The organism is Eikenella corrodens, assembly GCF_900187105.1.
GTDB lineage: Bacteria > Pseudomonadota > Gammaproteobacteria > Burkholderiales > Neisseriaceae > Eikenella > Eikenella corrodens.
In genome coordinates, this window is the sequence record NZ_LT906482.1 from 460,481 (window position 1) to 473,246 (window position 12,766).

Sequence of the window (12,766 nt, forward strand, 5' to 3'; positions counted from 1 at the left end):
CCCCCTTATCCAACCGTTCAACCACCACAGAAAGGACACCCATGTTCCGCCGCCTTACCGCCATCGCCGCCCTCCTCATCGCCGGCCAAACCTACGCCCAAAGCTTTATCGCCGACACCATCCCCTACGCCCCCGAAGCCAAAGTGGCCGACCGTATCCGCCAAGAATGCACCGATTTAGGCACCAACCTCAGCCGTAAAATCATCGAGCAAGCCAAAGCCGGCGGCATCGAACTGCAGGCCACCGGCGCCGACAGCCTCGCCGCGCAGCCCAACCGCCTCGAAGTGCAGATTACCGACGCCCGCAGCTACGGCAGCGCCTTCACCGGCCACTACAAATCCATGCACATCCGCCTCACCCGCTACGAAAACGGCCAACAAACCGCCACCACCGAGCTCTCCCGCCGCTCCCTCGGCGGCATGGGCGGCATGTTTAAAAGCTCCTGCTCCGTGCTCGAACGCGTAACCGACACCCTCGCCAAAGACACCGCCGCCTGGCTGAAAAACCCCGCCGACGCCTCCGCAACCCCGGCCGCCAACGAAGCCTCCGGCGCAGCCCAATAAACCCGAAAGGCTACCTGAAATATTTTCAGGTAGCCTCACATCAAATTAAAAAGAGACCCAGCATGAAATACATCCACACCACCGCCGACACCCTCGAACACCTCCGCCAGCAGGCTAAAAAACGCCAAAACAAACAAGGCGGCAAAATCGCCGAACTGCTCAACCGCGCCGCCCAAGAAGCCAAATACCAAAGCTGGCGCCACGCCGAAATCTGCCACCAGGCCGGCGAACGCTTCGGCCGCACCCCGCTCACCGAAGAATGCCACACCGTGGTCGAGCACACCCGTGCCGGCCAAGACTACGTAACCGCCACCGGCTTTGAAACCGCCACCCCCAGCGCCTACCTCCTGTTCAACACCGACCAAGGCGACGCCTGGCTCTACGACGTATTCAGCCGCCAAGCCCTGTGCCTGATGCACCGCCACAAAGAAGCCGAGCTTACCCCCATCCGCTTTGCCGACAAACGCTTCACCATCGAATGGGACGGCCAAGTCGACCTCTCCACCCCCATCCCCAGCCTCGACCCCGAAACCGACACTGCCCGCGCCAAACTCGGCGGCCGCTACCTCTTCCCCGAATACGTCTCCCTCATGATCGAAGACCTCGGCAGCCAGGCCGCCCGCCAAGCGCACCAATTCTTCCAAAACGAACACGGCGGCGAGAAACAGCCCTCGCCCGAACATGAACACCATGGGCACGAACACGGCCACAACTGCGGCTGTAACCACTAACCGAAATATTTTCAGGTAGCATCGAAAGCTACCTGAAAACATAAGCGGCAACTGATTGCAATGATATCCTCTAGCCGGACTAAGTTTAGATCTTTGCTAGGCTAAATACCCCAATATATAATTTTGAATGGCTATTCATGATTCGCCGCCAGCAGTCATCAATAGCGTAAGAATGACATTGGAAAGTGCAAGAATGTTCATCAGCTATTCGTCTAACTCAACTAATCAGTAACCTTTCACCATTCTATCCAACACACCAAACAAAAACCTGCCTCATAAAGAGGCAGGCTTTACATTGAAAACCAAACTGGCTTAATCAGCCTGGCGGCGGATCACCGCCGGAATTTCAAAATCGTCCAACACAGATTGGTTGGCAAAATCAGAAGCAGCCAAATTCATGGTGCGGGCAGTGCGACCTGAACGGATAACACTGTCGATTTCCGGGAATGCGCCATCTGTGCCGGTAGCTTGGGCAGTTTTCACCATGCGCAAATTGCTGCTCTGGCTGTTGTCGCCTTGCTCTTTCAGGCCGGTGGCAATAATGGTAACGCGGATTTCGCCTTCCTCCATGGCAGCGTCTTCAGCTGTACCATATTTCAATTCAGCATCAGGGTGAGCATATTCGCTCACTACTGACATGATTTCTTTATACTCTTTCATGGTCAGACCATCAGGGGCGGTAGTGATGTTCACCAACACACCGCGTGCGCCTTCCAGCGTTACATTGTCCAGCAGCGGGCTGGCAATTGCCTGCTCGGTAGCCAAACGGGCACGGTCGATACCTTGTGCGAAACCAGAACCCATCATGGCCATGCCCATGATACCCATTACGTTGCGTACGTCGGCGAAGTCCAAGTTGATCATGCCGGGGCAGGTAATCACTTCGGCAATACCGGCCACTGCGTTGCGCAACACGTTATCAGCAGCACGGAATGCCTGGCGCACGGTTACATCTTCGCCCAGGGCGGTCATCAGTTTGTCGTTCGGGATAACGATGAGCGAGTCTACTTGGTTTTTCAGGGTTTCCAAGCCGTCTTTGGCAATCTGGATGCGTTTGCCTTCATGTTCGAACGGGCGGGTCACCACAGCCACGGTCAGGATACCCAGCTCACGGGCAATCTCGGCCACTACCGGAGCAGCGCCGGTACCGGTGCCGCCACCCATACCGGTGGTAATGAACAGCATATTGGCGCCTTGAATGGCGTCGGCGATGGTTTCACGGTCTTCCAGAGCGGCATTACGGCCGGTTTCCGGATTGGCGCCGGCACCCAAACCTTTGGTCAAATTAGTACCTAGCTGGATGCGCTTGGGCGCTTTGCTGCCCTGTAAAGATTGGGCATCGGTGTTGGCGCTAATAAATTCAACGCCTTGTACCGTGTTGTCTATCATATTGTTAATAGCATTACAGCCACCGCCACCAATACCGATAACTTTAATGACCGCCGGACTGGCTGCGGATTCGACAACATCATAAACCAACTGCATTTAACACTCCTTTTGCGCCCCAGAAGGCTACCTGAAAACTGAAATCGCCCGTATTATAAAGGTTTGAACAGATTTTGTGTGCAAGAATAAGCAAAAAGCTTAGAAATTGTTTTTCAGCCACTCTTTGAGGCGGTAGAAAACAGGATCTCCCTCTGCAGCCTGTCGCACGGTGTTATGCGTACCATGCTGGCTGCTGTATTCGGCAGCGGTTTGCAGGAGGCCGATGGCGGTGGCGTAGCGCGGGTTACGGATGCGTTCCGACAAACCGCCCATTTCCTTCGGCACACCGACACGGGCAGGCAGATTGAACACGTCTTCAGCCAGTTCCACCACACCGGAAAGCAAAGATGCGCCGCCGGTGAGCACCACTCCGGAAGTGAGCACTTCTTCGGGGAAACCGGAACGGTGCAGTTCATTGCGGGTCAGTTCTAAAATTTCTTCCACGCGCGGGCCGATAACACTGGCCAACACACGGCGTGAAATCTGGCGCGGGCTGCGGTCGCCCACGCTGGGCACTTCAATCATTTCATCCAAGCCATCGCCGGTAGCCAAGGCTACGCCATGGTTGATTTTGATGTATTCGGCGGCATTGTAAGGAGTACGCAGGGCTTGCGCCAAATCGCGGGTAATCAAATCGCCGGCCACCGGAATGACGGCGGTGTGGCGGATTGCACCGTTAGTGTACACGGCGATATCGGTCGTGCCGCCGCCGATATCGATGACGCACACGCCCAGTTCTTTCTCGTCTTCAGTCAACACAGCACGACCGCTGGCCAAGGGTTGCAGAATCATGTTGTCGATATGCAGGCCGCAACGTTCGATACATTTTTGAATGTTCTGCATGGCGGTAACCGCACCGGTTACGATATGAATGCGCGTATCCAGCCGCACGCCGCTCATGCCGATGGGCTCGCGCACACCGGGCTGGTTGTCGATGATGTACTCCTGCACCACGGTGTGCAGAATCTGGTGATCAGGCGGGATGTTTACGGCTTTGGCGGTTTCGATAGCGCGGTCGATGTCGGCCTGCGTTACTTCGCCTTCCTTGATTTTCACCACACCTTGCGAATTCATGCTGCGGATATGGTTGCCGGCAATGCCGGTTACCACGCTGCCGATTTGGCAATCAGCCATCAGCTGGGCTTCTTCCATAGCTTGGGTAATAGCTTGGGCGGTGGCATCAATATTGGTTACCATGCCGGCTTTCAAGCCGTGTGACGGCGCTTGGCCAAAGCCGATGATGTGAATTTCCTTATCGTCTTGCACTTCGCCGATCAAAACGATGGTTTTCGAGGTGCCGATGTCCAGTGCGCCCACCAGTTGTTTGTTGTTTGACATAACTCTGTCTCGCTTATTGTTGAAATGGTTGTTTATCGCTAAAGCACTTATTCATTTTCTACTACGCTAACTCGCTTTGCTGTACTTGTGTACTATGCTACTACTCGCCATTTTGTAGAAAAATAATTGCTTCAGTCATACCCGCCTGATGGCGGTTGTTGCTTGTTGTTGTCTTCATCTGCCGCGCCCTGTTTGTAGCGCACGGCAAAGCCGTCTTTATAGCGCAAATCCACGTATTGTACGTCAGCTGCGCGTTCTTTCAAGATTTCGTGCCATGCCTGCACAAAGCGGCGCAGACGATCTTGTTCGTCGACACGACCCAGATGCAGCCGGATGCCGTTTTCCAAAGCCAGCTCCCGCGAGGAACGAGAACTATAATCCATGCGGCTGATTTTCAGATTAGTCGGCGCCAAGATGGCTTGGAACTCCATAAATTCCTCCACCATAATTTTACGCATTCCCGGCGTGCCTGCAAATACGGGAAAGTTTTCATCGGTGGGGGCATCAAAGCCTTTGCCTTCGCTATCCACCAGCCCGCCGCCTTCCCAGCGCGCCACAGGCTGCCGCTCTTCCACCCGGATTTGCACCGTATCCGGCCAGATTCGGCGCACCTCCGCCTTAGCCACCCAAGGCAGCGTTTCAAACGCCTGCCGCGCTTCGTTCAAATCGGCTTTGAATATATTGCCGCGGATGTGACGATGGGCGGTTTGTTGCAGCTGGGTGGCACTTAAGCGGTGCAGGTCGCCGTCGATTTTCACCAGTTTCACCGGGAAATACGGCGAATTCATCATCCACATCACCGCTGCCGAAATCAGGCCGACAGCAGCCAAAAGATAAAGGCTGCTGTTGATGCGTTTGAGTGCGCCGGCGTTATCCCAAAGTCGCATGGCTCAATACTTCAACGCATAAATCGGCAAAATCCAAGCCGGTTTGCGCGGCGGCTTTCGGCACCAGACTGTGGCTGGTCATACCGGGCACGGTGTTGATTTCCAACAAATAAAGCTTTCCGCTCTGGCTGCGCAGGAAATCCACCCTGCCCCAGCCGCGCCCGCCGATGGCTTCAAAGCCCGCTTTGGCCAGGCGGCGGATTTCGGCCTCGCCCGCTGCATCCAAATCGCTGGGGCATTGGTATACCGTATCGTCACGGAAATACTTGGCGTCGTAATCGTAAAACTCGGTGGCCGGGATGATGCGGATGCTGGGCAGTGCCTGTTGGCCGAGCACGGCGCAAGTGTATTCGCCGCCGTCGACAAAGCGTTCGGCGATGATTTCGCCGTGCAGATGGCGTTCGCGCAGCTCGCGGTACACTTTCGGCAACTCGCCGGGCTGCTTCACTTTCACCACGCCCACGCTGCTGCCTTCGGCGGCGGGCTTCACAAACATCGGCAGGCCGAGCTCGGCTTCCACAGCGGCAAAATCAGTATCATCGTGCAATACGGCGAAATCGGGTACGGGCAGGCCGAGCGCCTGCCAAATCAGTTTGCAGCGGTATTTGTCCATACCCAGCGCAGAGGCGGCCATGCCGCAGCCGGTGTAGGGGATGCCGATGGAATCGAGCAGCGCCTGCACGGTGCCGTCTTCGCCATAGGTGCCGTGCAGCACATTGAAGGCTACCTGAAAACCCTGCGCTTTCAGTTGCAGGATGTCTTGTTCTTTCGGGTCGAACCGGTGGGCATCGATGCCCCGGCTCTGCAAGGCGGCCAATACGGCCGCGCCGCTGTCGAGCGACACTTCACGCTCGCTGGAAAATCCGCCGTTCAATACGGCCACTTTGCCAAACTGCTTGTTCATTTGCTTTGCTTCTTTCTTACTTCTACTTTCAGGTAGCCCCATCAAACGCCCGTCTGAAAGGCTACCTGAAAACTTAAAACCGGTAATGCCGCCAGCTCGGGTCGTATTCGCACGCGGCCTGCGGCTTGAGTTCGGCAAACTGCTCGCACAGTGCCTGCGCTTTTGCCATGAGGCGCTCCGGCTCGCCGGTAGCGGCAAATATGGTGCGCTCACCCCGCGTGAGGTTGGTGACGGCAATCGTGCCGATGCCTTGCTGTTGATGGCAGGCCTCGGCGTCGAATTCGTCTTGCAGCCGGTAGGCCGCCATCAGCGCGTCTTCGCCGTTGATTTCACAGCGCACGGAAACGCACCAGCCCATATCCGCCCGGCCAAGCAGGCCGTTGGCCGACTCATTACGCAGCAGCACCAGGGCATCTTGTTCGTTTTCTTCGTCTTCATCGCGCTGATAGGCGGTATATTGCCATTCCGGCTCGGGATAGAGCGCATCGCGCCCCAAGGCTTTCCATACTTCGTCTAATTTTTCAGGTAGCCTGTGTAGCGGCACGGCTTCCGGCGGCACAGCATCCACAAAATCCAGCGCGCCCACTTTCACCACCGCATCCCACTCGCCCAACACATGGTCGAGCATAATCAGCGCCAGCCTCTGCGCGGTTTCCAAATCTTCTGCCTTGGGCGGCTTGGCAAAAGCCACGTCCAGCGCGGGCAGGCCGCGCCATTCTTCGCAGCGCACCAAAATATCCGTCGCCTGCATTTCCACGCCGCCCATGCGGATGGCAAACTGCTCCGGCGAGCCCAGCCGCTGGCGGAAACACAGCACCGAACGCTCAGTGGATTCAGCTGCCGTGGCAATCAGCGCCAGCACTTGCGGGAAGTGTTCCAAATCGCCGTTGGCACTGAACACCAGCGCGCCGTCGGCCGGCGGCCCTTCCAATTCCACCACCACACCGGGGCAGTATTCGTGCAGCAGGTTGTTGGCCTCTGTAACAAAGGCCACCGGGTCTTCCAGCGCTGCAAGCCGCGCCTCTTCGCGCCGCCACACTGTCCAGAAACAATGAGCATTATCTTGCCATTCGCTCAGGCTGTGCCGGCCTGCGGCTTCGTTGGTATCTGATTTCGTCATCTTTTATCCTTGCAAGCGGTAATGCCGCCATGACGGGTCGAACACACAGTTAACCCGTGCGTCTAGCCGCTCGTAGCGTGCGGTGATTTCCCGTACCTTCTCCCACAATCCTTCCGGCTCGGCCACCATGGCAAAGGCGGTGTATTCGCCTTTTTCCGCATCGGCCAGCATGGCGGTGAGAATACCCTGCTCATGCTGCCCGACGCAGCCGGAAAACTCGTGTGCCAGTTCCTGCGCCAGAGCCTGGCTCATGTCATCGTACACTTCACAGCGCACACTCAAACACCAGGCCAAATCGGCACGCCCCAGCAGCGAAGCAGCCGATTCGTTGCGCACCAAAATCTTGGCCGGCTCGCCATCATCGTTTTCCGCGCCATACACGCGGAATTCCGCCTCGCCGCTTGGATACACGCCGTTGTGCCCCAGCTGGGCACGCCACAACTTATCAAAAGCAGCGGGCAGCTCGGCCAACGGCAGCCCACCCCGAGGCGGCTGCTCCACCAGCTCCACATAGCCGGTTTTCACGTTTAAATCCCACTGCCCCAAGGCCTGCGCCAAAAGCAGCCACACCGCCAACCGGCGGTCGTCGGCATCCGTGCCATCAGGATTATCGTTCACAAACACCTGTAAATGCACCAAACCATCGCTGCCCGGCGCACAGGCTACCTGAAATTGGCTGCCGGAAAGCTGCGTTTTGCCAAAACCAGCCCGGCGATGCGGCAATTCAGCAGCCCGGCAGCGCCGCAGCAAGGCCTGCACACCAAAGGGCAAACCCGGTGGCGCAGCCTCAGCCAGCAACACTGCATCGGCCATCGGCTCCAACCGGCCGCCGCTACTGAAGGCTACCTGAAATTTAGCGCCGGCATCAACAGCATAATCCGACACGATCTGCAAAAACACGCCGGGGAAATAGTGGTGCAGCAGATAGTTTCCGCTATTCACCAGCGCCACACAACCGCCGCCGGCCTGCCAGGGCTGCTCCCACTGCCAACTCTGCCAAAAAGCGGCGGCACGCTGCCGCGCCTCTTGGCGGCGTTTCAGGAAATCATCCATGCGCTGCTAAATCCCGCAAAGCCTGCGGTACTTTATTGATGCTGCCTGCGCCCATATTCAGCAGCAGGTCGCCATCTTGCAGCATATTAAGCAAGGTGGCGGGCATATCGGCCACATCAGCGCAGTAAATCGGCTCCAGCTTGCCGGCCACGCGCAGGGCACGGGTGAGCGCACGGCTGTCGGCGGCCACAATCGGCTCTTCGCCGGCAGCGTATACATCGGTCAGCACCACTGCATCGGCGGTGTTCAGCACGCGTACGAAGTCTTCAAACAAATCGCGGGTGCGGGTGTAGCGGTGCGGCTGGAATGCCAACACCAGGCGGCTTTCTGGATAAGCACCGCGTGCGGCGGAGAGCGTGGCAGCCATTTCCACCGGATGGTGGCCGTAGTCGTCGATCACCAAGGCGCTGCCGCCTTGCGGCAGCTTGATTTCGCCGTAGCTTTGGAAACGCCGTCCCACGCCGCCGAAACCGGCCAGCCCACGCTGAATGGCTTCCACGTCCGCGCCGCACTCCAGCGCCACGCCGATGGCAGCCAGCGCGTTGAGCACATTGTGCCGCCCCGGCGCATTCAGCCGCACTTCAAACGGCGCGATTGAGCGTTTGTTCAGGTGCACGGTAAAGCACATCTGCGCACCTTCGCTGTGCACATTATCAGCATAAATATCGGCGGTTTCGTCTAAGCCATAGGTAGCAAACGGTTTCTGAATCTCCGGCAGGATGGCGCGCACATGTTCGCTGTCGATACACAAAAATGCCTTTCCGTAGAACGGCATACGATGCACAAATTCCACAAAGGCCTGGTGCAGCTTGTCCACGCTGTGGTCGTAGGTGTCCATGTGGTCGGTGTCGATATTGGTCACCACGGTAATCACGGGCGTGAGATACAGGAAAGAGGCGTCTGATTCGTCGGCCTCGGCCACAATATACTGCCCGCCGCCGAGCTTGGCATTGGTGCCCGCAGCGGTGAGCTTGCCGCCGATAACGAAAGTCGGATCGAGGCCGGCGGCGGTGAGAATGGAGGCAGTGAGGCTGGTGGTGGTGGTTTTACCGTGCGTGCCGGCAATGGCGATGCCCTGGCCGAAGCGCATAATTTCCGCCAGCATCATGGCGCGCGGAATCACCGGAATGCCTGCCTCGCGGGCGGCCAACACTTCCGGATTATCCGGCTTGATGGCGGTGGAGGTAACCACCACGTCCACGCCTTCGATATGCTCTGCCGCATGGCCGTGGAACACCTTGATGCCCATATCGGCCAGCTGGCGCGTTACCGCGCTTTGTGCCTGATCCGAGCCGGATACGTCGAATTCTTTATACAGCACCTCGGCCAGGCCGCACATGCCAGAGCCGCCGATGCCGACGAAATGGATGCGTTTTACTCGTTGCTTCATAGTTATCACTGCTTCCCAAGCAGCCTTTGCAGACAAAACCGCTATTGTATAGCGGATAAACATTTTTCGATACAACACAAGCGGGAAAAGCCGATACTGCTATTGAGGCTACCTGAAAACAGCCACTTGGAACGCTACCCAAGCAAGGCCTTTAAACCATCTGCATGCTAATCATCAAGCAGGCTTGCCAACAACGCCGCCGTTTCCCCGCGTGGCGCGGCAAACAGCCTCTCCCGCAACACGGCAGACAACTCCGGCGGCACCGCCAGTACCCCGCCCGCATGCCTGCACCAATACAGCGCATCGTCCGCACCCAAGCCCACAAAATCACCATCGGCGGTTTCTTGCAGCCGCAGATAGGACTGCCCTTTGATTTCCACCTCATTCACCACTGCCGCCGGTATATCTCCGACAAAGCCCAACGCCGCCAGCCGGCGTGCCAAAGCCTGTTCCGTTACCGATGCCGCCCGGACGGCCATGCCCGTATCCGCAAACAGCGGCTGCGTAAAATCAAACGCCACATTGTCAAACGCAATGCCCGCAGGCAGATTGTCGATTACCGTGATTTCCAAACGCGTGTGCTGCCCGGCCGCGTTACGCACCGCAATTTGGCGGAACACAGCGTTTTGCTTCGGCAGCAGGTTTTCATACGCCGCCGCATGGGGAGAGAAAACCACGTCAAAACAATTACCCAAACCGTGTGGAAACCGCGCCACCGCCCCATCTGCCACAGCCTGCCGCAGCCGCTCTTCGCCAAGCTGTGCGAACACTTCGGCCAGCAGCGCATTCAGCCGCCCGGTTTCACGGCGGCTTTTGCTTTTCAGCCAATCGAACATTGCACTCTCTCCTGCCAAGCCAAGGCTACCTGAAATCCCAAACTCCATTTTCAGGTAGCCTTCCAAAACCGCCTCAGACAAGCTACCTGAAACTTCAAAACCGCTTTTCAGGTAGCCTCACACCAATCATCCGCCCACTGCTGCCAGCGCAGCTTCTGCCACCTTGGCCGCACTATCCGGTTTGGCCATTTGGCGGGCGTTTTGCGCCCATTGGAGGCAAGTGTCGCGGTTGAGGCCGCCCAGCACCAAAGCCAGTTTCTCCGCCGTCAGCTCGCTCTGCGGCAAAAGCAGCCCGGCCTCGCCGGCGGCCACGAAACGGGCGTTGGCGGTTTGGTGGTCGTCCACCGCATAGGGGTAGGGCACGAGCAATGCGCCCACGCCAGCCGCGGCCAGCTCGGCAATGGTAAGCGCGCCGGAGCGGCACACCACCAAATCCGCCGCACCGTAGGCCGCTGCCATATCATCAATAAATTCGCTGCATTCAGCCTGCACACCGGCTTCGGCATAACGCTGGCGCAAGCCTTCCAGCTTGCCGCGCCCGCTTTGGTGCCGCACTTGGGGGCGTTGCTCGGCAGGCAGCAAGGCCATTGCTTCGGGCAGCAGGCGGTTGAGAATATCTGCGCCTAGGCTGCCGCCGGTAACCAACAGCTTCAGGCTACCTGAACGCTCAGCAAACCGCTCTTGCGGCGCGGGCAATGCGGCAATATCAGCGCGCACGGGGTTGCCCACCAGCCCGTTTTCATCGCTAAACGCCTTGGGGAAGGCATACAGCACCCGGCTGGCCAGCTTGGCCAAAATTCGGTTGGAAAGCCCGGCCACGGCATTTTGCTCGTGAATCACCAGCGGCACGCCGCACAGCTTGGCTGCCACGCCGCCGGGCACGGTAACGAAGCCGCCGAAGCCGATGGCACCGTCTACCTGATGCTTGCGGATGATGCTTCGCGCCGCACGGATGGTGTGCCACAGCGTGAACGGCAGCATCAGCTTGCGCTTGAGGCCGTTGCCGCGCACGCCTTTGATGGCCAGGGTTTCGATTTCGATGCCGTGCTGCGGCACGATACGCGTTTCCATCGCGCCCTCGCTGCCCAGCCACACCACCTTGTGCCCGCGTTCGCGCAGCGCGGCGGCCACCGCCAGCGCGGGGAAAATATGCCCGCCGGTACCGCCGGCCATCAGCAAAAAGGTTTTCACGCCCATATTCGGCTCCTCACACTTCAAAACCGCGCATTTTGCGCCGGTTTTCATAATCCACCCGCAGCAGCAGCGCCACGGCTATCAGCATGGCCACCAGTGCCGAGCCGCCGAAGGAAATCAGCGGCAGGGTCAGCCCCTTGGTGGGCAACAGGCCGATGTTCACGCCGATATTGAAAAAGCTCTGAATCCCCAGCCAAATGCCCACGCCGCTGGCCACAAACGCGCCAAAAAACTGCTCCAAATCGCGCGCCATTTTGCCGATGGAAAACGAACGCCACACCAGCCACAAATAGCAGGCGGTGAGCAGCATCATGCCGAGAAAGCCGAATTCCTCACCGATCACGGCGGTGATGAAATCGGTATGCGCTTCAGGCAGGTAGAAGCGTTTTTCCAGCCCTGCGCCCAAGCCCACGCCCGTCCAGCCGCCGCGTCCGATGGCCATCAGCGCGTGAGTGAGCTGGTAGCCGCTGCCCAGCGGGTCGGCCCACGGATCGAGGAAGGCGGTAACACGCGCCATGCGGTAGGGCGAAATCAACACCAGCGTCACCATGCCGCTCAAACCGGCCAGCACCACCACGATAAACCAGCGAAACGGCAGCCCCACCAAAAACAACAAGCCCACGCTGATTACCGACACCACCACAAACGAGCCGAAATCCGGCTGCAGCATAATCAGCCCCAGCCCGCAGCCCACCGGCAGCGCCACCCAGCACACTTTCTTCAAATGCTGCAACACTTCGGCGCGGCGCATGAAAAAGCCGGAAAGATAAAGAATCACCGCCAGCTTGAAAAATTCGCTCGGCTGCAAATTGGCCACGCCCAAAGGAATCCAACGCCGCGCGCCGTTCACATCGCGCCCTACCAGCAGCACCGCAATCAGCATCAGCAGGCTGATCACCAGCAGCACCATCGAATACTTCTGCCAAGTGCGCATCGGCACCCGGAACGCCACCCAAGCCGCCCCGCCGCCCACGGCAATATAGGCCGCCTGGCGGATAAGGAATGCCCATTTATTGCCGCCGCCCTGCCCGGCAAAGGCCACCGAGGCGGAATACACCATCACCAGGCTGAAGCCCAGCATCAGCACCACCAACCACAGCAGCGATTGATCGATGATGTGGCCGTGGCGCAGGATTTTGCGGTCGAGGAGTTTGGATTCGGTAATCATTCAGGTACTTCAAGTTACTTCAAAAATCAATGGAACAAGGTTTCAGGTAGCCTTTAGGCTTCAACAGAGGCTACCTGAAAAATCTGTTGCGGCTCAA

12 protein-coding genes are annotated in these 12,766 nt (G+C 58.2%); 2 read left to right on the forward strand and 10 right to left on the reverse strand.

What is annotated here, in order from left to right:
• Positions 1–41 precede the first annotated feature (41 nt).
• Both CKV94_RS02320 and CKV94_RS02325 read left to right on the forward strand, forming a co-directional pair.
• Complete coding sequence (locus tag CKV94_RS02320) at positions 42–563, forward strand: hypothetical protein (RefSeq protein WP_003822438.1); 522 nt, start codon at positions 42–44, stop codon at positions 561–563.
• Positions 564–625: 62 nt separating this feature from the next.
• Positions 626–1,294: a hypothetical protein gene (locus CKV94_RS02325; RefSeq protein ID WP_064103821.1), complete on the forward strand. Its 669-nt coding sequence runs from the start codon at positions 626–628 to the stop codon at positions 1,292–1,294.
• 312 nt (positions 1,295–1,606) lie between these two features.
• Here CKV94_RS02325 and ftsZ read toward each other — a convergent pair whose 3' ends face one another.
• The 10 genes from ftsZ to ftsW all read right to left on the reverse strand — a co-directional run bounded on the left by ftsZ (position 1,607) and on the right by ftsW (position 12,669).
• Positions 1,607–2,779, reverse strand: a complete 1,173-nt coding sequence (ftsZ, locus tag CKV94_RS02330; RefSeq protein WP_003822440.1) for a cell division protein FtsZ — start codon at positions 2,777–2,779, stop codon at positions 1,607–1,609.
• A gap of 99 nt (positions 2,780–2,878) precedes the next feature.
• Entirely contained in the window at positions 2,879–4,117 is a 1,239-nt protein-coding gene (gene ftsA, locus CKV94_RS02335; protein WP_003822442.1) for a cell division protein FtsA, read from the reverse strand.
• A 131-nt stretch (positions 4,118–4,248) separates the two neighbouring features.
• Complete coding sequence (locus tag CKV94_RS02340) at positions 4,249–5,004, reverse strand: cell division protein FtsQ/DivIB (RefSeq protein ID WP_003822444.1); 756 nt, start codon at positions 5,002–5,004, stop codon at positions 4,249–4,251.
• Complete coding sequence (locus tag CKV94_RS02345) at positions 4,988–5,908, reverse strand: D-alanine--D-alanine ligase (protein ID WP_035580000.1); 921 nt, start codon at positions 5,906–5,908, stop codon at positions 4,988–4,990. The genes CKV94_RS02340 and CKV94_RS02345 overlap by 17 nt, the downstream gene beginning before the upstream one ends.
• Positions 5,909–5,981: 73 nt before the next feature.
• The gene (locus CKV94_RS02350) at positions 5,982–7,028 is read right to left on the reverse strand and encodes a hypothetical protein (RefSeq protein WP_003822448.1); all 1,047 of its coding nucleotides are present in this window, start codon (positions 7,026–7,028) and stop codon (positions 5,982–5,984) included.
• 3 nt (positions 7,029–7,031) lie between these two features.
• Positions 7,032–8,081 (reverse strand): hypothetical protein, encoded by a 1,050-nt coding sequence (locus tag CKV94_RS02355; protein ID WP_003822450.1) that lies wholly within the window; start codon positions 8,079–8,081, stop codon positions 7,032–7,034.
• A complete protein-coding gene (murC, locus tag CKV94_RS02360) occupies positions 8,074–9,471 on the reverse strand; it encodes a UDP-N-acetylmuramate--L-alanine ligase (RefSeq protein ID WP_035580002.1) in 1,398 nt (465 codons plus the stop codon). The genes CKV94_RS02355 and murC overlap by 8 nt, the downstream gene beginning before the upstream one ends.
• A 167-nt stretch (positions 9,472–9,638) precedes the next feature.
• Entirely contained in the window at positions 9,639–10,355 is a 717-nt protein-coding gene (locus tag CKV94_RS11060) for a hypothetical protein (RefSeq protein ID WP_155733683.1), read from the reverse strand.
• Between the two features lie 78 nt (positions 10,356–10,433).
• Complete coding sequence (gene murG / locus CKV94_RS02370; protein WP_003822458.1) at positions 10,434–11,504, reverse strand: undecaprenyldiphospho-muramoylpentapeptide beta-N-acetylglucosaminyltransferase; 1,071 nt, start codon at positions 11,502–11,504, stop codon at positions 10,434–10,436.
• A gap of 10 nt (positions 11,505–11,514) precedes the next feature.
• Positions 11,515–12,669, reverse strand: a complete 1,155-nt coding sequence (gene ftsW, locus CKV94_RS02375) for a putative lipid II flippase FtsW (protein WP_003822459.1) — start codon at positions 12,667–12,669, stop codon at positions 11,515–11,517.
• Positions 12,670–12,766 lie beyond the last annotated feature (97 nt).